General features: G+C 41.8%; 20 protein-coding genes, 1 tRNA gene and 1 pseudogene. 14 read left to right on the top strand and 8 right to left on the bottom strand.

Annotation, left to right across the window (positions count from 1 at the left end):
- Positions 1-27 precede the first annotated feature (27 nt).
- Both IM477_RS20945 and IM477_RS20940 read right to left on the bottom strand, forming a co-directional pair.
- Complete coding sequence (locus IM477_RS20945; protein WP_287733327.1) at positions 28-1710, bottom strand: RNA-directed DNA polymerase; 1683 nt, start codon at positions 1708-1710, stop codon at positions 28-30.
- Positions 1711-1994: 284 nt separating this feature from the next.
- Positions 1995-3128, bottom strand: a complete 1134-nt coding sequence (locus IM477_RS20940; protein ID WP_287733326.1) for an FAD-dependent oxidoreductase — start codon at positions 3126-3128, stop codon at positions 1995-1997.
- A 219-nt stretch (positions 3129-3347) separates the two neighbouring features.
- Between IM477_RS20940 and phaA the strand changes: the two genes are divergently transcribed.
- The 8 genes from phaA (at position 3348) to chlP (ending at position 12601) form a co-directional block, all read left to right on the top strand.
- Complete coding sequence (gene phaA, locus IM477_RS20935; protein ID WP_287733325.1) at positions 3348-4538, top strand: acetyl-CoA acetyltransferase PhaA; 1191 nt, start codon at positions 3348-3350, stop codon at positions 4536-4538.
- Positions 4539-4550: 12 nt separating this feature from the next.
- Positions 4551-5267, top strand: coding sequence for an acetoacetyl-CoA reductase PhaB (gene phaB / locus IM477_RS20930; RefSeq protein WP_190722733.1), 717 nt, complete (start codon positions 4551-4553; stop codon positions 5265-5267).
- An 89-nt stretch (positions 5268-5356) separates the two neighbouring features.
- A complete protein-coding gene (locus tag IM477_RS20925) occupies positions 5357-5632 on the top strand; it encodes a BrnT family toxin (RefSeq protein WP_190722734.1) in 276 nt (91 codons plus the stop codon).
- Entirely contained in the window at positions 5616-5828 is a 213-nt protein-coding gene (locus IM477_RS20920; protein ID WP_002784823.1) for a hypothetical protein, read from the top strand. Before IM477_RS20925 ends, IM477_RS20920 begins: the two co-directional genes overlap by 17 nt.
- Positions 5829-5907: 79 nt before the next feature.
- Positions 5908-6903, top strand: coding sequence for a class III poly(R)-hydroxyalkanoic acid synthase subunit PhaE (phaE, locus tag IM477_RS20915; protein ID WP_002737702.1), 996 nt, complete (start codon positions 5908-5910; stop codon positions 6901-6903).
- 200 nt (positions 6904-7103) lie between these two features.
- Complete coding sequence (locus IM477_RS20910) at positions 7104-8198, top strand: class III poly(R)-hydroxyalkanoic acid synthase subunit PhaC (protein ID WP_287733324.1); 1095 nt, start codon at positions 7104-7106, stop codon at positions 8196-8198.
- Between the two features lie 256 nt (positions 8199-8454).
- Positions 8455-11193, top strand: a complete 2739-nt coding sequence (gene mgtA, locus IM477_RS20905) for a magnesium-translocating P-type ATPase (protein ID WP_287733333.1) — start codon at positions 8455-8457, stop codon at positions 11191-11193.
- A 190-nt stretch (positions 11194-11383) separates the two neighbouring features.
- Complete coding sequence (gene chlP, locus IM477_RS20900) at positions 11384-12601, top strand: geranylgeranyl reductase (protein ID WP_002735532.1); 1218 nt, start codon at positions 11384-11386, stop codon at positions 12599-12601.
- Positions 12602-12754: 153 nt separating this feature from the next.
- On the opposite strand, the gene IM477_RS20895 is transcribed toward chlP, so the two are convergent.
- The gene (locus IM477_RS20895) at positions 12755-13696 is read right to left on the bottom strand and encodes a hypothetical protein (RefSeq protein ID WP_287733323.1); all 942 of its coding nucleotides are present in this window, start codon (positions 13694-13696) and stop codon (positions 12755-12757) included.
- A gap of 90 nt (positions 13697-13786) precedes the next feature.
- On the opposite strand from IM477_RS20895, the gene IM477_RS20890 reads away from it, so the two are divergent.
- Positions 13787-14608, top strand: coding sequence for a sulfotransferase family protein (locus IM477_RS20890; protein WP_287733322.1), 822 nt, complete (start codon positions 13787-13789; stop codon positions 14606-14608).
- A gap of 96 nt (positions 14609-14704) precedes the next feature.
- Here the strand turns inward: IM477_RS20890 and IM477_RS20885 are convergent, their stop codons facing one another.
- From IM477_RS20885 to IM477_RS20875, 3 genes are all read right to left on the bottom strand, one after another.
- A complete protein-coding gene (locus tag IM477_RS20885) occupies positions 14705-14905 on the bottom strand; it encodes a hypothetical protein (protein WP_002735656.1) in 201 nt (66 codons plus the stop codon).
- A 230-nt stretch (positions 14906-15135) separates the two neighbouring features.
- Complete coding sequence (locus tag IM477_RS20880; protein ID WP_287733321.1) at positions 15136-16137, bottom strand: Npun_R2821/Npun_R2822 family protein; 1002 nt, start codon at positions 16135-16137, stop codon at positions 15136-15138.
- 208 nt (positions 16138-16345) lie between these two features.
- Positions 16346-17851 (bottom strand): hypothetical protein, encoded by a 1506-nt coding sequence (locus IM477_RS20875; RefSeq protein WP_287733320.1) that lies wholly within the window; start codon positions 17849-17851, stop codon positions 16346-16348.
- 127 nt (positions 17852-17978) lie between these two features.
- On the opposite strand from IM477_RS20875, the gene IM477_RS20870 reads away from it, so the two are divergent.
- Positions 17979-18051 (top strand) — tRNA-Glu (locus IM477_RS20870).
- Positions 18052-18071: 20 nt separating this feature from the next.
- Here IM477_RS20870 and IM477_RS20865 read toward each other — a convergent pair.
- Entirely contained in the window at positions 18072-19421 is a 1350-nt protein-coding gene (locus IM477_RS20865) for a sensor histidine kinase (RefSeq protein WP_287733319.1), read from the bottom strand.
- Positions 19422-19836: 415 nt separating this feature from the next.
- On the opposite strand from IM477_RS20865, the gene IM477_RS20860 reads away from it, so the two are divergent.
- The 3 genes from IM477_RS20860 to IM477_RS20850 all read left to right on the top strand — a co-directional run bounded on the left by IM477_RS20860 (position 19837) and on the right by IM477_RS20850 (position 22278).
- On the top strand, positions 19837-20310 hold the full coding sequence (locus IM477_RS20860) for an EVE domain-containing protein (RefSeq protein WP_287733318.1): 474 nt from the start codon (positions 19837-19839) through the stop codon (positions 20308-20310).
- A 3-nt stretch (positions 20311-20313) separates the two neighbouring features.
- Positions 20314-21168, top strand: coding sequence for a prohibitin family protein (locus tag IM477_RS20855; protein WP_190720260.1), 855 nt, complete (start codon positions 20314-20316; stop codon positions 21166-21168).
- Between the two features lie 459 nt (positions 21169-21627).
- The gene (locus IM477_RS20850) at positions 21628-22278 is read left to right on the top strand and encodes a restriction endonuclease subunit R (RefSeq protein ID WP_287733317.1); all 651 of its coding nucleotides are present in this window, start codon (positions 21628-21630) and stop codon (positions 22276-22278) included.
- Positions 22279-22387: 109 nt separating this feature from the next.
- Here the strand turns inward: IM477_RS20850 and IM477_RS20845 are convergent, their stop codons facing one another.
- Positions 22388-23383 carry a DNA cytosine methyltransferase gene (locus IM477_RS20845; protein ID WP_287733316.1) on the bottom strand — a complete coding sequence of 332 codons (996 nt, stop codon included), beginning with the start codon at positions 23381-23383 and terminating at the stop codon, positions 22388-22390.
- 113 nt (positions 23384-23496) lie between these two features.
- Here IM477_RS20845 and IM477_RS20840 point away from each other — a divergent pair.
- A pseudogene (locus IM477_RS20840) lies at positions 23497-23622 on the top strand (IS30 family transposase); the annotation flags it as partial.
- Positions 23623-23978: the final 356 nt, after the last annotated feature.

The following is a 23978-nucleotide window of genomic DNA, read 5'->3' as shown; positions in this document are numbered from 1 at the left end:
TAAAAGTCATCTAATCCTTCACTCTCACTATTCTAATCCTTCACTCTCACTATTATTCGATAGCTCAGTAAAATCAAAGTAATCACAAAAGTTGAAATTATCTTTATGGGAAAAAATTGATGACAAAACCCTTGAAATAGTATGAGAAATTGGTCGAGGTAAATAATTTTCTACATTTTTACGAAACAAATTTTCATCAAAAATCTGGCCATTATCTTGATGAGATAAGATCCATAATGCGTACAATGCGTTGAGATTTAAGTCAATTGATTTTGTAGAAAGAAAATTTTGAAATATAGCAATTAGTTTTTCACGCAATCTTTCATTATTTTTAATCATCATGAGAATATATGGCGGATCTTTTTTTCGAGGTTTTACTAAATGATCAATTAATCTTGTTCTGGCATAATCCATGATATTTTGATTCTTAAAAATTTCATTCATTGCTTTGTATGCGGAAAATATTATGTTATTAGGAAATCCAAAGGTAATAAATTTAACAATAGTCCAAGTATTTTTTTTGATTGTTTTTGGATACTTACAAATGATTTCTGGGATTTTATTGATTAATTGTATAACCAAGTTTTCATCGTAATCATGATCATTTTTTACATCAGATAAATAATAATTAGTTATTCGATGACAATCTTTTTCTTGAAGGTTGGCTGTAAGATTAATAGTATTTATGTCAAAATCTTCATCTTCATCTTTTTTTGTTTTCTGATTATCTTCCCAATGTTCCTCATTTATAAGTTCATTACCATAAGCTATTTGATGATCTTTTCTAAAAAAATCTTTGACATATTTAGGATTATGTATAATTTTCGTTTTTGCCGAGTTTAAGTTTAGTCCTATCCTATGTAGTTCTTCTTGCAAAATATTAACCGCTTTGATTACTTCATCTTTAGTATTAGTAATAATTTTAATATCATCAACGTATCGAGCATAATGAAAGCCATAAGCAATCATCAATTCATCTATTTTACTTAGTAAAATATTTGCCAAATAGCCATCAGTTCCATTACCTACTAAAAGTCCTTGTTCTTTTTTTTCTACCTTTAATAAGCCATCAATAACCGAGTAAAATTCAATATCTCTCCGCAATATTTTCTGCAACAACGGTTTATATTTTTGAGGTAGAATACTCCCTGTTAAATCAAAGAGATTATTGATTAAGTAATTAGGTGATACACTATCATAAAATGATGTTATGTCGGCGTTTAATAAATAAGACTCTCTCTGCTCTTTTTTAAATTCTTTAATAAGATTTTCCCCCCATTGGATGAATTTTTTATATTCAGGATTATAAGGTTTAAACAAATGGATAAATCCACTGAGTGATCGTTGAGTTCGGTTAGCATAGCTTGTTTTAATAAAAGAATTTTCAACTGCCAAGGAGAGGACATTAATCAAATGATATCTAATTGCATATTCTTTGAAAGGCAAATATACACATCTTCTAATAAAGAAATCTTCTTTGGGATAAGTATAAGCAAATGACTCATCTGGTATATAAGGTTGTTTTAAAGAGTAGATATTTTTAATATATTCAACTAAAGGGTTGATTTTATTTTGATTTTTACAATTGATACTTAGTTCAAAAAAATTACAAAATTGATCGTCATTAAGCCTACTATTCATTGCATAGTAAATCGACATTTTAATTAATTTTGTATCCGTTAAATAGTCTTCTATGTTAAAATTAAACATAAATATCCTCTTGGCTCTAAATTTATATTAGAGCTATATTGCTATTTATTTTTCCCTTAGAGTCAAATTTTTTAAGATTCTTTCGATGTTTGCAGTTTCTCATCTCAGCAAAAGAGAGAAAACAGCGATCGCAAACTGCGCCTTCAAATTCTTCAAACTCCCACAAAGCAGCAATCTTAAACTTTTTCTCACGATTTGGACATTTAGACAACAACTTTAAGTCATGCTTCTCACACCTCCCAACCGACTTAAACTGGCATTCAATCCTATGACAAAGCAACTCATCATTTTTGTTCAAATTGTCTCATAAAAGCTCGATCGATCCGATCTTTCCATAACCATAATAACGGTGATTGCCAGCCAAAACCGCCCCAAGATGCGATCGCTTGTTGGTCTCCTGTCCCAATTAAACTGAGATAATTTTTCTGGGGAAAATAGGGTTTTAGGGGCTGATTTTGCAGAATTCTTGCTAAATTATCGAACAGTGGTTTTCCTTGTCGGACGGCAAAAACTCCTGCTTTCGGACGGGGATAATCTGGAATCGTGGCAATATCTCCCACGGCAAAAATATGGGGATGGGAAAGAGATTGCAGATAATTATTCACTAAAATAAACCCTTTTTCATCTGTCAGTAATCCTGAAGCTTTAATCCAACTAGGGGCCGAGGCAGTCGTTACCCAAATTGTATAATCCATGGGTAAAACTAAACCCGATGAACAGATAATCCGATCTGCTTGCACTGCCGTCACATCCGTTGATAAATATAATCTAATTCCCCTTTGTTTAAAAATATTCTCTAAACGTTGACCGACCCAATTATTATGGGCTGGTAGTAGTTTTTTTCCTCGATGAATTAGAGATAAATTCAAATTACTGCTAGAGTTGAGAATTTTGGCCAAACGGGACTGCATATTTAAAGCTAATTCGACCCCGCCTGCGCCACCACCAACAATGACGATATTGAGAGTATTATTAGGGTTACTAGCCGCTTTTTTCAGGATTTCTTGCCATCCTTCCCGAAAAATCGGCACCGGTTTGGCGGGAATAGCGTACTCTTTAGCACCGATAACATTATCTACTGCCGGGATGCTGCCGATATCGATCGAGAGATAATCAAAGGGAATCGGTGAAGAATTATGACAAATTACTTGACATTTTTCCCTATCTATGAAATTAGCCTTGTCTAAACAGAATTGCGCTTGAGAATAACTAGCTAGAGAAGGTAAATCGATATGAGTCTCGGCAAAATCATAAAAACCGGCGATGTGGCCGGGTAACATTCCCGAATAGGGGGTATGGGTGACATCGCTAATTAAAGTTAATTGAACGTTTTTTAGGGGTGATTGCCCCCAAAGACGAAGGGCGATCGCATGACTATGACCCCCACCGATAAAAACTAAGCGCTTGACTAAATCCATAAAAAAAGGGGATTGCTGCCAGAAAAGTTAAATTCTAATGAATATATCTTCTTACACAGAAATTCTGTTGCAAAATCGAGGGTAGATAGACAAAAACTCAAGGCATCGAGGCCATAAACTTTTAACCAATGACAGTAAATTGGGATTTTGATTTTTTCGGACTCGATATTCTTAAGCAAATTCTATCTATTATCTTCGCTTCCCAATAGAGAGAAGTCTATGCAAGAAGTTTATATCGTGGCCGCAGTCCGGACTCCAATTGGTCGTTTTGGTGGGGGATTGATGGGATTATCCCCGGCCGATTTAGGGGCAACAGTGATGAAATCCGCCCTAGAAATCGCTAATTTGCCCCCAGAAGCCCTAGATTTGTACATTTTCGGCAATGTTTTGGGAGCGGGTCATGGTCAGTTAATTCCCCGGCAAGCGGCGATTAAAGCGGGAATTCCCGTAAGCGTGGACGGATATCGGGTGGATATGGTTTGTTCTTCGGGAATGATTGCCGTTAGTAACGCTGCCACCTCAATTCGCGCACGCGAAGCGGATCTCGTCCTCGCTGGTGGCATCGAATCCATGTCCCAAACCGGCTTTTTTCTCTCCCATCGGGCCCGGTGGGGTTATAAATTCCTCATGGGTGCGCCAGAACAATTAACCGATTTATTACTCCACGATGGCTTAACTGATGCTACCACGGCTGAGGGCATGGGTTCCCAAGTGGATCGCCTCTGTCTCGATCGCGGGGTTTCTCGGCAAGCATTAGACGAAATTGCCGCCTTATCCCACCAAAGAGCGGCCACAGCCACAGAAAAAGGCTGGTTTAAGGGCGAAATCGTGCCAATTGAACTTAAATCTAAGAAAGGTTCCACAATTCTTGATCAAGATGAGGGTATTCGTTCCGATAGTACCCCAGAAGGGTTAGGAAAACTGCGGCCGGCTTTTAATCCGTCGGGAGTTTTAACCGCGGGGAATAGTAGTCAGATTTCCGATGGGGCCGCCGCTATCCTTTTAGCCAGTCAAAAAGCTGTGGATCAGTACGGTTTAAAACCAATTGCCAAAATCCTTGGCGGCGCTGTGGGTGCTGGCAAAACCGAGCGCTTCCCAGAATTCCCCGTCCTAGCGGTGAAAAAATTACTATCATCTCTAGATAAAACGATCGAAGATTTCGATTTAGTGGAAAATAACGAAGCTTTTGCCTTAAATAATCTGCTTTTTGAGATGGATCTGGGGTTAGCTAGGGAAAAACAAAACGTTCACGGTGGTGCGATCGCATTGGGTCATCCTATCGGCGCTTCCGGCGCGCGGATTCTGGTGACGTTAATTAACGCGTTGAAAGTACAGGATAAAACCCTCGGTATGGCGGCCATCTGTCATGGGACCGGTGGCGGAACAGCGATCGCAATTGAAAGAGTTTAGGAGGAAAAAGCTATGGTATCTCTGGGACTAGAGGAGAAAGTTATCGTCGTTACGGGCGGAAATCGAGGCATTGGGGCGGCTATTGTCTCTCTTTTGATAGATTTGGGGGCCAAGGTGGCCTACACGGATTTAGTCGCCGATAATCCCCAGGGTTTAGGCATTGTGGCCGACGTGACTAAGTTGGAATCGATGGAAGCGGCAGCTAAACAAATTGAAGCGGAATTGGGACCGGTGTACGGCATCGTCGCTAACGCGGGGATTACCAGAGATAACTTTTTCGCTAAATTAACGCCGCTAGATTGGGATTTAGTGATTAATGTCAACCTAAAAGGGGTTAATCACACGATTAAGCCGTTTATTGAGGGAATGTATCAACGACAAGCGGGATCGATCGTTTGTATTAGTTCTATTTCCGGTGATCGCGGTAATGCCGGCCAAACTAATTACGCGGCCACAAAAGCGGCAGTTATCGGTTTAGTCAAATCCCTAGCGCGAGAAGCTGCCCGTTATAATATTCGCGCCAATGCGATTGCGCCGGGGTTTATTAACACGGAAATGACTTTAGCGATTCCCGATAAAGTTCGCGATAAAATCACCGCCGAAATTCCCTGTCGTCGCTTCGGTGAACCCGCAGATATCGCCTGGGCAACTGCTTATTTACTCTCTCCTGTTGCCAGCAGTTATGTCTCTGGAGAAGTCCTCAGAGTTAATGGGGCCCATCACACCTAATCAGTTATCAGTTATCAGTTATCTAATTCAAAGATGGAAAATGTGTTGGTTATTGTCCCTGCTAAGTTGCTTGATAGTAGCATAAATCTATGAAATTTCAATGGGATCAAGACAAGGCAAATAACAACATCAAAAAACATAGTATATCTTTTGAAGAAGCAGTGACCGTATTTGGGGATCCATTGGCCGTAACGATTTTAGATCCCGATCATTCAGTGGGCGAGTTTCGTTTTCTGACGATAGGACAGTCAAAATCACAAAAGCTGTTAGTCATATCCCATACAGAAAGAGAAAATGAGATTCGCTTAATTAGCGCCCGTTTAGCTAGTAAACAGGAGAGAAAAAATTATGAATCAGGAGTCTGAAGAAACGGTTAATGACGAGATGCGGACTGAATATGACTTTTCTGGTGGTATTCGTGGCAAATATTATCAAGCTTATCGACAGGCTAGTAATGTGATAATTCTCGATCCCGATGTGGCGGAAATTTTTCAAGATTCAGCCTCAGTCAATGAAGCGTTAAGATTACTAGCAAAAATTGCCAAGTCTGGAAAAATATGACTTATCAGTTATCAGTTATCGGGTGTAGGGTGGGTTAGTAAACTAGCGAAATCAGCGTTAAAGGAAAAGGGCAAAAATAATGGATAAACCGACACAAGCTTGGAGTGAGATGGCCGCCGATTACGTCAATCTTTGGACAGAAACCGGGGCAAAAATGTGGTCAAGTTGGTTTGATATGATGGGGGCGATACCGACTCCTATGGGCAATATTAAACCAGAATTGCAAGAGGCAACCCAGCGCTATTTTGATAATCGGGATTTATTGATCAAATTCCTAAAATTATCGATGGAAGCTTGGGAAAGTATCTTCCCAAAAATGCAAACAGGAGAAGACTGGCAAACAATTTTAGATAATTATACCCAACAGATGCGCGGTCAACTGAATAGTTTTACTACCACCACTTCCCAAAGTAGTCAAGATGTCAGTCAACTATGGACAATTTACCTGCAACAATTACAAAGTCTCAATCATTTATGGTTCGATCCTTTCGTCCTGTCAAATGACACAATAACCAAAGCTTGGTTAGGTAATACTTCTTCTTTGATCGAACTCAATAATATCTATTGGCAGAAGTTTTATGATGAAACTTTTGGCCAATGGTTACAGATGCCTTTATTGGGATTGCCGCGAGAATTTAACCGCAAATTACTCGATAGTTTTGAAACGTGGCGGGTTCTTTATCAAGCTAGTATTAACTATCAAATTGTGCTGGCTGATATTCAAGTTAAATCCTTTGAAGCTTTAACTAAAAAATTAGTTTTCCTAGCAGAAAAAGGTCAACCTGTCAAGAATTGGCGAGAATTTCAAGATGTGTGGAGTGTCGTCGCCGATGATATTTTTGAAAAGGCTTTTTGTCAACCAGAAAACCTAAAAGTACGGGGAAAATTTATTAATTCCCTCAATGATTATCGCCTCAAACAGCAGGATTTAATGGAAATTTACCTGCGATCAATGAATCTGCCTACCCGCAGCGAAGTCGATGAAATTCATCGGACTATCTATGAATTACGCAAAGAGGTAAAAAGTCTCAAAAAAACTTTAGGAGAAAAAAAAGCAGTAGAAAGTAACAATTAGTTAATTGTGCTTGACAATCAGGTAAGCTATCAGGAGTCAGGAGTCAGGAGTCAGGATTCAGGAGATAGGGTGATGGGGTGTTGGGGTGTTAGGGTTTTAGGGGTTTTAGTTGAAATTCCCCCACTTCCCCACTTCCCCACTTCCCCACTTCCCCACTTCCCCACTTCCCCACTTCCCCACTTTTCTAGGAGAATTAAATTATGTGGCCATTTTTGACGCAAGTGAAACTGGAAGATTTTACCCAAGATTATCTAGAATTAACTCAAAAAAATCTCAAAGGTTTGGACAATCTCAAACGAGTTAAAGAAGAAGATATTCAGTGTGGAGTCTCGGAAAAAGAAGCAGTTTATCGGGAAGATAAAATCATTCTCTACCACTTTAAACCCGTGGTCGAAAAACCCTTCGAGATTCCCTTGTTGATGGTTTATGCTTTGGTCAATCGTCCCTACATGGTAGATTTACAGGAAGGGCGTTCTTTAGTGGCCAATCTGCTGAAATTAGGCTTAGATATCTACTTAATTGATTGGGGCTATCCCACCAGAAGCGAGCGCTGGTTAACCCTTGATGATTATATCAATGGTTATGTCAATAATTGCGTCGATTTTATTCGTCAAAGTCATCATCTCGACAAGATTAATCTGTTAGGAATATGTCAGGGAGGAACCTTTAGTTTATGCTATAGTTCCCTCTATCCCGATAAGGTAAAAAATCTGGTGACAATGGTGACACCGGTGGACTTTTATCAAACCGAGACCCTCTTAAATATGCGCGGGGGGTGTTCCTTGGGAGCCGAAGCATTAGACATCGATTTAATGGTAGATACTATGGGCAATATCCCGGGAGATTTTCTCAACTTAGAGTTTCTGGAATTGAAACCTTTGCAGTTAGGTTATCAGAAATACCTCGATTTTCCTGACATCATGGAAGACGAATCAAAATTAGTTAATTTTCTGCGTATGGAAAAATGGATTTTTGATAGTCCTGACCAAGCGGGAGAATCCTATCGACAGTTTCTCAAGGATTTCTATCAGCAAAATAAACTGATTAAAGGGGAAGTGATGTTAGGAGATAAACGGGTAGATTTACACAATCTGACCATGCCAATTCTCAATCTTTATGCGGATAAAGATCACCTTGTACCTCCCGCTTCTTCCCTCGCTTTAGGGAATTATATCGGTACTTCTGACTATACCGCTTGTGCTTTCCCCGTCGGACATATCGGAATGTATGTCAGTGGCAAAGTGCAACGGGATTTACCCCCCGCTATTAGCGATTGGTTGAAAGCAAGAGCTTAACAATCCTAGAAAAGATCCCCTTTTCCCAGTTTGGGAGAGGGGTTTATAGTGGTTATGTGGCCAATCCACCTTAGAAGAGGAACCTAAAGCTTATCTGTTGGCGTTCTGAGTTAAATTAGCGTGAAATTGTCGGTAAGTAATGTGCTTTGAGAGTTACGCTGATTGATCGCACACCAGAGATTACTAAGTTTAAGGTTCGGCAATCTGTCATAATCCGAGCCATCTGACCTACTTGACCATTTTACCTGCGATCGCGATGAAACCCGATTCCCACAACAAAACGATATTTAGGAGCATCTGGGGATGGAAAGGAAAATCTGGTCGCCTACCACAGACCGCCCCTTCTGTTCCCCCATTATCATCTACAAAACTGATTGAGCTTGGTCAAGCCAACATAGAAGCAGTATTAAAAATGCTTAATACCTCTTCCGAGGGATTAAGCGAACTCCAGTCCAATCTCCGACTAAGCAAAATTGGGTTGAACGAGATCGCCCATGAGAAACCACCGAAGTGGTATGTTCAGTTGTTGAAGACGTTTCAAAATCCGCTGGCGATTTTATTAATTATTCTGGCAGTTATTGCTTTATTAACTGAAGATGTCAGTGCCGCCGTAATTATTTTTAGCATGGTGATTTTCAGTGTTATTCTCCGCTTTTCTCAAGAATTTCGCTACAGCCAAGCAGCCGAAAAACTACGGGAAATGGTACATACCACTGCCACTGTGAGCCGAAAAGATCCCCGGAAAGATATTTCTCCCAGCTTGGCACAGGATATGGGTTTGATCCTCAATCTTGATGTTCCAGACCGACAAGAAATCCCCATTAAATTTTTGGTACCCGGTGATGTAGTTTTCTTGGCGGCTGGAGATATGATCCCGGCGGATGTGCGCTTAATTACGGCGAAAGATTTGTTTGTCAGCCAAGGTACCTTGACTGGCGAGTCTTTGCCTGTTGAGAAACAACCCACGTTGCCCAACGATCAGTTACAAAGCCAAAATCCCTTGGAATTAGCCAATCTTTGTTTCTTAGGCACAAACGTGATCAGCGGCACAGGAAGAGCCGTTGTCATTGAAACTGGCAGCAATACCTACCTGGGTTCTCTGGCGAAAACCGTGGTGGGTCGGAAAACCATGACCAGTTTCGATAAGGGCGTGAATGATGTCAGTTTGCTGCTACTGCGTTTCATGCTGGTGATGGCTCCGCTGGTTTTTCTGATCAATGGTTTGATCAAAAAGAACTGGGGAGAGGCTTTCTTTTTTGCCCTCTCGGTGGCGGTGGGGTTAACCCCAGAGATGTTGCCAATGATTGTGACTGCAAACCTAGCCCGGGGAGCGATCGCCATGTCTGAGAAAAAGGTGATCGTCAAGAATATCGATGCTATTCAAAACTTTGGGGCGATGGACATTCTCTGTACCGATAAAACGGGCACCCTCACCCAGGACAAAATTGTCTTGGAAATGCACTTAGACATTTATGGGGAAGAAAATGAAGAGGTTCTAGAATTTGCCTTTCTCAATAGCTTCTACCAGACGGGTTTGAAAAATTTGCTGGATGTGGCAGTCCTGGAACATATTGAACTCCACGAAGCCTTAAAAATTGAGCATAAGTTTCTCAAAATTGATGAAATTCCCTTTGATTTTCTCCGTCGTCGTATGTCCGTTGTGGTGGAAGAAGAAAACCACCACCATGAACTAATTTGCAAAGGTGCTGTGGAAGAAATTCTTCAAGTCTGTACGCAGGTCAAAGTAAATGAGCGGATTTTGCCCGTTGATGCTTCGATCCACGCACAAGTCGCGCAGTTAAATCAGGAACTCAACGAAGATGGACTAAGAGTGATTGCGGTGGCTTATAAAGAATTACCCTTAGACCAACGCAGTTACTCCGTTGCCGATGAACAGGATTTAATTTTGATTGGTTTGATTGCATTCCTCGATCCGCCTAAAGACTCGGCAGCCCAGGCGATCGCTGCTCTCAATAACAGCGGTGTACAGGTAAAAGTCTTGACTGGCGATAACCCGACTGTCACCCTTAAAACCTGCAAGGATGTGGGTTTGTACGTTCATCACACTCTTTTGGGCAGCGAGATTGAGTCATTATCAGATGAAGAACTGACGAATCTTGCCGAAACTACGACAATTTTTGCCAAACTATCGCCTCTGCAAAAATCGAGGATTATTCAGGTGCTGCGTCGTAAACGTCATATTGTCGGGTTTATGGGAGATGGTATCAACGATGCCGCCGCACTACGAGAAGCGGATGTCGGTATTTCCGTAGATACAGCCGTGGATATTGCCAAAGAATCTGCTGACATCATTCTGTTAGAAAAAAGTCTGATGGTGTTGGAAGAAGGAATTCTCGAAGGTCGTAAAACCTTTGGCAATATTGTTAAGTACATCAAAATGGGTACGAGTTCTAACTTTGGCAATATGTTTAGCGTTCTCGGTGCTAGTGCCTTGCTGCCGTTTCTGCCCATGCAACCTGTGCAAATCCTAGTCAATAATTTACTTTATGATTTCTCCCAAACCGGAATTCCCTTTGACCATGTAGACAAGGAATATTTGACAAAACCTCGGAAATGGCAGGTGGGTGATATTCAGAAATTTATGCTCTACATTGGCCCGATGAGTTCAATTTTTGACTATGTTACTTATGCCTTGATGTGGTTTGTTTTTCAAGCCAATACAGTCGAACAGCAAGCCTTGTTTCAAACAGGTTGGTTTGTCGAAAGTTTGATGACTCAGACATTGATTGTTTACATCATTCGGACTCCCAAAATTCCCTTCTTGCAAAGTCGTCCGTCTTTACCCATGCTACTGGTGACTCTCACCGTCATGGCAGTGGCCATCTATCTGCCATTCTCGCCGATCGCTTCTGGGTTAGGATTCGTTCCCCTACCTGCTAAATATTTCTTCTGGTTAGCATTGATTTTATCCAGTTACTGTGTGCTTACCCAACTGGTGAAAACCTGGTTTGTCAAAAAGTATGGGTATAACTAGCAGCTCTGGGATTGCGATCTCGTCAGAAAGTTTACTAGGAAATACAGATATACTCATAAACTTTTGTAACAGAGGATGTTAAGCACTGTTGCAAGATCGGGCAGAATCGGAGAATCTCGTTCCTTTCGGCTAAACCCCTGTGGTACACTGCAAAGCGTACTCGCTCGTAAGTATGTAGGAGAAAACCTGAGTGTTAAGAGTCGCTGTTGTGGGTTCAGGGCCGGCCGGTTCTTCGGCGGCAGAAACATTAGCTAAAGCAGGCATTGAAACCTATTTATTTGAACGCAAATTAGATAATGCTAAACCCTGTGGTGGAGCGATTCCTCTCTGTATGGTGAGCGAATTTGACCTACCTCCTGAAATTATCGATCGCCGGGTGAGAAAAATGAAAATGATCTCCCCCTCTAACGTCGAAGTCGATATTAATCTCGATAATCAAGACGAATATATCGGAATGTGTCGTCGGGAAGTCCTTGACGGTTTTATGAGAGAACGCGCCCATAAATTAGGAGCGCATTTAATCAACGGAACCGTTTACGGTCTCGACATTCCCACCAATAGCACCGATCCCTATACCCTACACTACGCCGATCACTCCCACGGCAATTCCCAAGGGGAAATGAAATCTCTGAAGGTGGACGTGGTTATCGGTGCGGACGGTGCTAATTCTCGCATTGCCAAAGCTATTGATGCCGGGGATTACAACTATGCGATCGCTTTCCAAGAACGCATCCGTCTCCCCCAAGATAAAATGGCCTACTACGAAGACCTGGCCGAAATGTATGTAGGAAAAGACGTATCCCCCGACTTCTACGCTTGGGTATTCCCCAAATACGATCACGTCGCCGTCGGTACTGGCACAATGAAGGTCAATAAAGCCATGATTAAAGACCTACAAGCTGGTATTCGCGCTCGCGCGGCCCGTCGTCTGGAAGGGGGCGAAATCATCCGCGTGGAGGCTCACCCCATCCCCGAACATCCCCGTCCTCGTCGTGTAGTTGGTCGCGTGGCACTGGTGGGAGATGCTGCGGGAACAGTTACTAAGTCTTCGGGAGAAGGCATCTATTTCGCCGCTAAATCGGCGCGGATGTGTGCGGAAACCATTGTCGAAGTCACTAACGGCGGCCAACGTATTCCCACAGAGGACGAATTGAAACTCTACCTCAAGCGTTGGGATAAGAAATACGGTATGACCTATCTGGTATTAGATATCCTGCAACGGGTTTTCTACCGTACCGATGCCACCCGGGAAGCTTTTGTGGAAATGTGTTCCGATAAGGACGTACAGAAGATGACTTTTGACAGTTATCTCTATAAAACCGTTGTTCCCGCTAATCCTCTCGTACAGATGAAGATTACCGCTAAAACTATCGGTTCTCTCCTGCGCGGTAACGCTTTGGCCCCTTAAAATCAATTCATAACCAGAAAACCCAATCTCCGGCGGTGGTTGGGTTTTCTTTTGGGTTGTTCCTTCCTGTCTTCTCTAATTCAAACAAAAATATCGCCCCACCAGCAATCTCTAAGTACCACCTCACCTCCAATCTAGAGAAATAACGCTCTTTTAATACCATAATTCCGGGATCAGGTCATAATAACCAGCTTGGGTCGGTGGGTAAATACCCGCTTCGATTTTTTCGATAATAGTCGGCCAAGCTTGCCTAAAAGCGGCAGAGCGCTCGTTGGGGTGCAGAGTCCAACCCTTGGCATTGGTGAGAGTGGCGCGATAGTAGTTGCTTTGTTCTAGGGAGCGAGAAACCATAATTTCCCAAGAGTCGAGTTTTCCTTTGCCGGTCACAATATTGCCCCAAGCTTTTAAACCATCGGGTAGATAATCGAGAAAGGTATTTTTATAAGAGCGCCAGAGGGGGGTGATCGGTAAAAGGCGATCGTAGCGACGACAATTAAGTAGATAGGCACGACTACCAAAAAATTTAAATTGATAGAATCCGTCGGGATTTTTCGTGCAGGGATGCTGAGAATAAATCGTACCATCGGGCCGCGGTGGACCGGACAAAGGACGCACAAACATCATTTCTGGATGGGTTTCCATTAACTCGATCCCTTCGCAGACCCAACTGTAATCCGGTTCTTGGTAGAGCATCATGTCGCTGTCATAATGGACCATATAATCGCTGCGACATGACTCGATTTTGAAGATCGAGCCGAAAATCGGATAACCTTTGTAGTTATGGGTGGAACGGAGGGGACTGCCGAAATGCTTTTGATAGATGCGCTGACGACAGCTGGGATCGTAGTTAAAATCCACTAGGCGATCGATTATGCCATCTTTAACTAATTTTTCACCACAGGCTCTTAACTCCTCCATTGTACCCAGTCCGGGGCGATTAACCTTTTCCCCGCTTAAAGGGGCCGTGTCAATAGCGAGTACCTTTTCCTCGAAGGGAAACTGACTCATTTTGACTAGATGGGGAATAGTGTTCATCATAAACCAGACATCGGTTCGCGCCGTAAAAAACCAGAGCGAACAACTTGGCAATCCCATTTTGTATAAACCTCACTTTTGTTTGGGTCTTAAATGGGATACATTATAGGGGAATCTTCGCGACAAGTTGACACAATTCCTTATTAACCTATGACTATAGCCCTCGATCGCTTACCCCAATCTTGGCAGGGTTTAACCCATCGTTTAACTTATAAGTATTTTCAGGTACGCATTGATACACCCAAAGACCCCTATAAAATTCTCTTTCGTCCCCAACCCTATCAGGTTTTATTTATTCTTAGCCATATGCGATCGGGTTCGTCTTTATTGACCCATATCCTTAATTCTAATCCCGAAATTATCGGTTTTGGCGAAACTCATCTGGTTTATGAGAGTGAACAGGATTTTAAAACTTTAATGTTTCAACTCTACTGGCGTTTGAAAGATTTAAACATGAATCATAAATATATTTTAGATAAAGTTCTTCATGATCAGAAGTTTTTAGATCATAGTTTTTTGCAATCTGATCCGGTTAAGACCATATTTTTACTACGAGAACCGAAGCGCACTTTAGCTAGTATTCTAGATATTAAACCCCATCAAAACGAGCAGCACGCGCTAGGCTATTATACCGGTCGTTTAGCCACCTTAGAAAGTTATGCTCGATTAATTAACAGCAAAGAAAAGAGTTTATTTATCACCCACGATCAGGTATTAAACCAAAGTCAATTGGTCTTTAATAGTTTACAGAGTCATCTCGATACTAAAACGGGATTTTCTGAAGAATATCGAGTTTTAAAAACCACTGGCAGCCGCGGTATAGGAGATTCTTCCGAGAATATCAAAGCGGGTAAAATTATTAAACAAGCCAGAAAATTAGATATAGAAATTTCCGACGCTGTTTTAACCCAAGCCCAAAAAGCCTACGATCGATGCTACGAAACCCTCAGCCATTATTGTCATTGTATCTAAACTGAATTGGGGATTAGTAATAGCCTTGATTCTCTCCTCCGAGTCCCAAGAAAATCCCCCTAACTTAACTCTAGGTTGATCTTTTAGCTGGTCTGATTAGCCTTCAATATTAGCAATTGTAAAGCCCATCTGACACTCGTAGAGATTGGGCTGTTGGCTTCCCCCTTTGCCCAAGGAGTGACCACAGCCCAGTTTACCCTCCCGCCACCGGGGTTGTCCCTGCTGGTTGGCTAAAAGACAGCCCTGACAGACAGAACCCGTATCGAGAATGTGTTCGTCGGTTAAAATCACTAACATGACGTTCACCCCCATTGATCTCCGATCGTTGTTGTCTCTATTGTAAGGGGTTTTTTCTGAGATGTAGTGGCGCGCTATACAGTCCGCTACTTTTTGGTTTTTTTTCGCCTGGACTCTTCTTATCAGAAGATTAGTCCTTCAAAAGGGATAGTCATTTCAGATAAGTCTGATAGGATCTGAAAGAGGGAAACCCCTAGTAACTCTGGCATTGATCTTCTCAATCTCAATGATTATTTTCCTAAACCGAGTTTTCTGGTTACTTTTTGCCAAAAGGTTGGGGTAGGTGGTTGATAGGGTTTGGGACTATCGGTAAATATAGGACGTTGACTAGGTTCGTAGAGATAACGATAGTGCAAGAAAATATCTCGATAGGGAAAATCGAGATTTTCACCGCTACAAAGTCGAGTGAACAGAGAGGAAGATAAACCAATGTAGTGAAGGTATGTCAAGCGGTTGCCCTGATCATAAAGAATATTATCTAAAGCCTGAAAATGGGGAGAGGTGACACAGCAGCCGGTGCGTTCTTCTTTAGGCAATTGAAGAGCTAGATTATATATAGAAAAATTTGAGCGCATCATCATATAATTGACGATAGTTTGATCGGGAGCCATCGGATAGAGAATTTCCGCTTCTCCTGCTCGCAATTGTTCTATGAGCCAATCTCGCTGATTTTCATCGAATAAACCAGTTTTAGAAGCGTAGAAACCTGCACAAAAAATCTCCTTTTCGATACGATCACGGGAAAAAACCTCGAATAATTTTGGTTGAGAAACTTCGTAGACATGAGTGGGATCTTTATGCTGAAAGTCATAAACAACACAATCGTGCCTATCTAGGATAGCGAAGATTTTATCAATGGCATCGAGTAGCAAGGTGTCCCCATCCATGTAGATAAAACGCTCGAAGGGACTATCAAAAGCAATAAAACGGTGGTGCATTCCCATACGATAATATCGGTCAGTGCAACCCGATTTCAACCAACGTTCGCGGGCTTGCGGGTGGCTATCCCAAATCGACTTGGCGAAATTTTCCCAGCGTTCGATAATTTCCTGATTATCAAATAACTGTACGTTAGGACGTTGAGCAATTTCCGCTCTGATCCGTTCGATGTTGTCATCGTAGGGATAGACACAAACAGGAAGAGCTTTTCCCCCATTTACCTCGATGCTGTTGAGTAGGGCGACTAATTGATCGTAAATGCGATCGTTAGCTAGGGTACAGATACCGTCCATAAAGTAATCCCGATGAAAAAAATTAAAACCTATTATCTTTGCCGTTAGTTTAGCTTATTTTTGTCGATAAATTTCGGTAATTTCAGATTATGGCCATGACCTTAACTGCTGAAATGCCTAAGATTGATAGAGGTAAGTCCCTCAAGATAGTCTCAATTTTCTCACAACAGAAAGACTACCCGATCGACTATACCCAAAACCGATCGATTTAGCGTTTGCGTTTGAGTAATTTAGAAATGCGTCGATTGTACCGCAACCAACGCCAAATTTTAATAACCAATTCCTCTACCCATAAAATAATCGCATCTAATCCCTCTAAAATCCGTTCTAAGGGGTGTTTAACGTAGCCGACGGGGGTTGATTCGGTTTCTAACCATTCTTCGTTAATTGGTTGAATTATCTCCCTAGCGTAGCGGGGATCTAATTGGGTTGCGGGGGGGGATTCTCCAGGAGTAATTTCAGCGGCGGCCGGGGGGATTTTTTGTAAAGATTTATTTTGTTTTTCTTGACTAAAAGCTTTTTTTGTGCTATGAGGCTCGGCTGGTGTGCCTGGGGACTGGGGAAGGGGATAAGCGGGGTTAAGGCGGGGTTTTTCGGAGTCTTGGGGAGAAATAGCCAATATATCGGCGGATTCTAGCCAAGGTTGCTCGCTGATGGCGGAAAATGTCAGGGATTGGCGAGAGGAAAAAAAGTGATCGATCGCCGCTTGGATGAGTTTGCCGATCGTGAAGGGATCCGCTTGGGTTTGTTTTTCTAGCCAATCCTGGAGACGTTGCTTGAAGCTGATCAGCAGAGAATTAGGAAGACTTAGGGGATATTTTGCCGATAAAGCGGGTGAATCAGCACTATATTCTAAATTATTCTTCTCTTTTGCCCAGAAATGCTCGATCGCCGCATAAATTAACCAATAAAGTCGCCAGAGATAGGAGGAATTTTTCTCGATAGTCGGGGACTGGTTAACGAGATCGGAAGGTAGGTTAGAGGTGTGGCTAACACTGCTGGGGATTGCGGGGGAGATAGCGAGAAATTTAGCCTCGAAAATTGCTAATTTTTCGTCAATAACTTCTAAAATCGCTTGAGAATTGAAATTAGGCAGTGGTAAGGAGGGTGGTGTCGGGGTTTTGACGAGATGGGATTCCTGGAAGAGATTTATGGCGATCGCTATTTGCCCCTGTTGTTCCCAGCGTAGCAGGTTCCAAAACCAACGGATCGGGGGCAAGACAGGATTTTTGTCGGTAAAATTTGGTAATAAAGGCGGATATTGAGGATTTAATCGCTTAATTCTCCGTTTTTCGAGGGCGTAGTTAGCCAGTGCCGTCCTAATTTGTTTTTCTATTTGTCTTTGGGTTTGATTATCGGTGATTTTAACAGTCTGGTGATCGTTAGTGACGAAAACTAAAGCTTGATCCTCTAGATCGGCTGCTATGCCAATAAATGCCGTTTCTTGGTCAGATAAGCTCTGGAGAAATTCCGCGATCGCATCCGTCCCCTCTTTGCCAGGGGGTGATAATTGTTTCTGGAGACTGTTCCCCAATTGATTAGCCGTCATCCGCAGGGATTGTACCAGCAAATAGACGGGATAGAGGGCTATTTGCAGGGCAATAGCGATCGCATTTTGACCGCGACGGGAGACGCGGCCGAGGTTATCTTTCAGACGGATAAAACGACGGTTGATCAGGTTGAACAGTCGGCTTTTATAGGGATCGGCAGCCATGGATTTTGGGCGATAACATCTTCAATTAGACTATCCTATTGTGCAAGGGCGGGATTAAAAAAATTTTTGCCAAAACCCTTGACTCCCGGAAAGATTATTGTTATATTTAAAAAGGTCTGAAATCCACGCCCCCATCGTCTAGTGGCCTAGGACACCTCCCTTTCACGGAGGCGACAGGGATTCGAATTCCCTTGGGGGTATGAAAAGAAGGTCAGAAGTGTCAAGCTTCTGACTTTTCGGTTTTTTTCTCCCGTTGATGGCTTTTCGGTAAGGTGACGGTGAAGATTGTTCCTCGATCGATCTGACTCTCGACGCTAATTTGTCCATGATGACTGAGGGTAATCGCTAAAGCGATCGCTAATCCTAATCCTGTTCCCCCGGAGGTGGCAGAATTTTGTCGTGCGGGATCGAGACGATAAAAGCGATCGAAAATATGGGACAAAGCAGCCTCGGGAATGCCGATTCCGTTATCTTTGACGCGTACCAGTAACACCGATTGTCGATCGCGTTTACTTTTTTCCAATTCCACTGCCACATTTTTAGGCTCAGATTCGGGCAAAAAAGCGTGTTTTAGGGCATTAGAAATTAAATTTGTGAATAAACGGGCTAATTGATCCCAATCTCCCTGCATAGTAAACATTTCATCGCTGTAGGAAAAATCCTCTTGATTCGGTTCCACAATCGACAAAGAGAGGGAAATTCCCTGCTTATCGGCGATTAAACGCTGTTCTTCCACCACTTCCATCAATAAAGCATCCAAAGGTACAGCTTGCTCGATCGGTTGGACGATGCCACTATCAGAACGGGCTAAAAAGAGCAGATCATTGACTAAATTGCCCAATCTTTCCGTTAAACGATCGATCACTTGCAAGCGTTGATGGCCAGTTTGGGGATAGGCGATCGCCATTTGCACGTTAGTTTGGATAGTGGCGATCGGATTGCGTAATTCATGGGAAGCATCGGCGGTAAATTGTTTTAAACTCTGATAGGACTCTTTTACCGGTTGAATGGCTAAACCGGACAAAAACCAACCAATCCAGGCGACACTGGCAATCATCAGGCAAATTCCGACGATTAAATCCCATAATAGCTGTCTAATCGGTTTTGTCACCTCAAACCAAGGATGACTTACCCGCAGATATCCCAAAACATAATGACCGATTTCCACCCTTTCGGTTACTTGTCGCAGCAGACGATTATCGGATAAGCGAATAGTTTCCCCTTGACGGTGGGGATGGAGGGGAATATCTAAGGATTCGGCCAGAGTTGACCAAAGTAGATTACCTTGGGGATCAAACCATTCCAAATCTATATGATCGTCCTCGACGGATTTACCCTGACTGGGAAAACTTGCGAGGGGATCGACGCGATAACGTCCTTGATCCGGGGGAATCGATTCGATCACGAGGGAACGATTTACCACCTCAATGATGTGTTTGAGGGTATCATCAATGCGATCCACTAGGGTATGCCGCACATAAAAATACATTCCCGTAGCGAGAAAAAGCAGTAGTATGGCAGTGACAACAGTGTACCATAAGGCTAAACGGCGGCGAGTGGCTTGGAACACCGATAATCTATGGATTGGCTAGAGATTTTTAGAGCAATGTATCCTATTTTACATTGATCGATTTAATAATCGAGAATAAATTATTTTTAGCTATAGGGAAAAACTGACGGTTGCCAAGAATAGCTAGACTTGAACGCTCATAGTCCTTAAAAATTGCCCCTAACAAAGGTATTTTTAGATACATTCTTCCCAATAATTGTTTGAGTAGAACTACAAAAGCAGTCAAAGTGAATTATATTTAATACTAAATCCGTTGAGTATAGGCTACATATCAGGACAGGCAAAAGGCAACAGGCAACAGGAGGAATAAATAATCAGTCTTTAATAACCAGATTTGGTATAACCCTATGGTGACAGGGCTTACAGGAACGGCTAAAAATATTTTTGAGCTTATTTGAATTAATCACAACTATAAATGATGAATTTAAATTACTGGTTAATGAAATCGGAACCCGATGTCTATAGTATCGAGGATTTAAAAAAAGATGGTCAAACTATTTGGGAGGGAGTGCGAAATTATCAGGCGCGCAATTTTCTCCGTCAGATGAAACGGGGAGATTTAGCCTTTTTTTATCATTCTAATACCACCCCGCCGGGGATTGTCGGCTTGATGCGAGTAGTGCAAACTGATATGATCGATCCCACACAATTCGATACCGATAGTCCCTACTATGATTCTAAATCCTCCCCAGATTGCCCGCGCTGGTGGACGGTTAAAGTTGAGTTTGATCGCCTTTTTCCCCAACTGCTGCCCCTAGGAATTTTAAAACAAAATTTTACCGCCGATGAATTATTATTAGTAAGGACAGGAAATCGTCTGTCAGTGATGCCTGTCAATCAAGCAATTGCGGTAAAAATTCTCGCTTTAGTCGCTCATCAAGGAGTATAAACTGTGAACCAGAAAGATGCTATTAATTTACTTTCCCTGATCGGGGGATTATTGGCCACTATTGTCATTTTAGCGGCCTTTAATGCCTATGTGATTATCACCCCGGGACAAGCGGGGGTTTTAAGTGTTTTAGGAAAGGCTAAGGACGGGGTTTTATTGGAGGGATTTCACTTTAAACCTCCCTTTGTTTCTAGTGTCGATATCTACGATGTTACGGTGCAAAAATTTGAAGTTCCCGCCCAAAGTTCCACTAAAGATTTACAAAATTTATCCGCTAGTTTCGCGATTAATTTTCGTCTTGATCCGACTCAAGTAGTGGCAATTAGAAGAACCCAAGGTACCCTACAAAATATTGTCGCTAAAATTATCGCCCCTCAAACCCAAGAATCCTTTAAAATTGCCGCCGCTAAAAGAACAGTAGAGGAGGCAATTACTCGACGCAGTGAGTTAAAAGAAGACTTTGATAATGCCCTATCGACTCGGTTAGAAAAGTATGGTATTCTAGTCTTAGATACCAGTGTGGTAGATTTGAATTTTTCTCCGGAATTTGCTCGGGCTGTCGAAGATAAACAAATCGCGGAACAACGCGCCCAAAGAGCCGTTTATATCACCCAAGAAGCAGAACAACAGGCCCAGGCAGAAATCAATCGCGCTAAAGGGAAAGCTGAGGCACAAAGACTATTAGCAGAAACTTTAAAAGAACAGGGGGGAGGATTAGTTTTACAGAAAGAAGCGATCGAAGCTTGGCGCGAAGGTGGGGCGCAAATGCCCCGGGTTTTAGTCATGGATGGATCGGGAAAAAATAGCGTACCATTTTTATTTAATTATAGTGATTCTTTTCTGGAAAATACCCCCTAAATTCGGGTCTATTTAGCCCATTATTTTCTCAAGATACAGTCTTTCCCATCAAGAGGAAGTGTAACCTAAATTTGGTCAGCTGTTGACTATCTAAATTACTCGTTAAGACTATAGGGGAGAAGGGAGCAGGGAGAAGGAGTTTCAGCCTAAGTCCACCCCACTTCTCCCCATTCCAATCCCATGCCACCATCCCCAACCCAATCAAACCTCTAACTACAAGAAATATGACCTTGGGGTGCTTTTCGTTCAAAAATAACTTTATCGTAGATCGCCGACGAGTGTAAAGTGCATTAGAAGGCTACCAATTCTGTTAAAAAACCCACATCAACAATCCGCACCCCACGCAGCAACTTTATTGTTAAATTTGTGTTTCTGTCTTGGCTTATTTTGTTAGGAAGAACAGCCGAGAAACCTATTTTACGCTACCATGGAAACAGTGCTGCACTGCTTGCTAAATCAATGCTTACCCTCAAAACGAGTAAACTAACCCTTGCTGATGTTCAACGTCATCTCAATTTCCAAGAAAAGCTTGAGGATGTTTCATTTACAGAGCTTTTAGCTTTGGAAACCGTCAGCGACGCAGAAAAATTAGAACTTGTTCAAATCCGCAACGATTTTCGACCCTATTTGATGGAAGATAAAGCATCAGAAGGAAAAGTTAAAGTTTTCACCCTATTTCCCTTATTGCGGTTAGCGGGTTTTTATCGTTATCCGATTAAGATTAGGTTTGAAGAAGGGATTGATAATATTATCCTTGTGGATGAAGATAAAACTATTAGCGGACGCTTTGATATTGTCACGGTGAATAATTCGATATCAACTGTCAATAATATCCCTTTTTGGATTTTAGTAATTGAAGCTAAAGAGAGTGGAATCGAAGTACGTCAGGGATTACCTCAATTACTGACTTATGCCTACAATAGCTTAGAAAGACAACCCTCAGTTTGGGGATTAGCGACTAATGGCTTACAATATATGTTCGTCTATCTCAGACAAGAAACTAACCCCACTTATCAGATAATGCCAGAACTTAATTTAATGTATCCTGAATCAGCAATTAATCTGCTCCAAATTCTCAAGGCAATGGGTCAGCTAATTTTAGAGACATAAATTAGGACTCAAACAAGCTATAATATCCTAGGCTTTTACTCTCTATATAGGGAATTAAAAGCGTCCTGAATACTTACCACTATCTAAAACTCCTGAGTCGAAAATAAACTTAATTAAGTTGTCGATTTAACGAGAATGAATTAGTTGATGCTTGAGCAACATCTAACAAAGACTCGATTACAGAATTAACCACAGCAGCTACGCAGGAAATCGCTACACTATTACCGGTTAATTTTCGCATAGTTTGATAACTGCCGACAATTTGATAATCATCGGGAAAACCTTGTAAACGTAGCATTTCTCTTTCTGTTAAGCGTCTTTTCCCATCCACTAACAAATAATTATAGGATGCTCCCGCTCGCAAGGCACAGGAATAGGGATAAGCACTGACATTTCCTCCTTTATTTTCGTGCCAGATAGTCGGTTCACTATAAGGTTTTTTCCCCTCTCTTTTCAGAAGGCGACTTTTTTGAATTTTTTCGGAAGCATAATAAAAATCCGAGACATTTTCCTCTAATATTTCTGTTAAACTTGTTCTAGATAAAGCTGGTTTTGGCCAGATAAAACCCCGCGCTTCTCGGAAACCAACGATAAAAATCCGTTCCCGTTTTTGCGGTAAACCAAAATTAAGCGCATTCAAAACTCGGTAATCGGTATAGTAATCTAAATCTTGCAGAGTATCGAGAATAACTTCTAAGGTTTTTCCCTGTTGATGTCCCTGCAATTGCTTGACATTTTCCAGAATAAATGCTGCGGGTTGTTTGGCTTTTAAAATGCGGGCAATCTCAAAAAATAGCGTGCCTCTGGTATCTTCAAATCCCTTTAAATCACCACAAATACTAAAGGGTTGACAGGGAAATCCTGCCATTAAAATATCGTGATTGGGAATATCTAGGGCGGCAATTTCGGTAATATCTCCCTGGGGTTGATCGCCAAAATTAGCGTGATAAATTGACCGAGCATCTTTATCTATATCACAGGAAAAGACACAATCAGATTCTAAGTTTTTTTGGCGGCAAACTTGTTCAATAGCGACTCGAAACCCTCCCAAACCACAAAAAAGGTCAACAAAACGAATTTTCTGCTTATCTTTAAGTAAATTCATCGATCGCATCCCTAGCAAGACCTGGATAATATCCTAACTTAATGGGGATAATTCATCACCTTATAGCACAGCTACGTCAAAGAATAAATCGAACTTTAGAGGTATTTTTAGCCAAGTTTGAGGAGGTAGAAAGAGCCGTAAACTTGATTAACAATCGTCCTCGAAAATGTCTTGACTATCGTAACCCGAATGAGGTATTCTATGAGGATGGAGCAGACAGTCATGTAATTCAGACTTGAATTGGCGTTTTATGAAAGGAAATTATAGTTAACAGGGGGCTTTTTTAAGGAACTCTGTCACTGCGACTGATGTTGATGACATAGATATTTTCTTGTTTGTTTCCTAATTTTCTGTTGCCTATTTGCTGCTTTCTAAAAGTACAGATATTCTGAGCAAGCACTAGGCCTTGAGATAAGAGCGTCACCACTAGGGCAGAAAGATGGATTTTGTGATAATTATGGCTCTTCGTTACTTGTTATGGTTCGATAGGGGGACATAAATCGACTAAATCCTTATCTGGCAAGAGACTTAATTGATTAGTTCGCTCTAGATAAAAAACAATTGACAAAAATCGCAGCAATGCCTTTCTAGATAA

This window comes from Microcystis sp. M090S1, assembly GCF_020246295.1.
In the GTDB taxonomy this organism is placed as follows: domain Bacteria; phylum Cyanobacteriota; class Cyanobacteriia; order Cyanobacteriales; family Microcystaceae; genus Microcystis; species Microcystis aeruginosa.
This window is presented reverse-complemented; position numbering and strand designations above follow the sequence as displayed.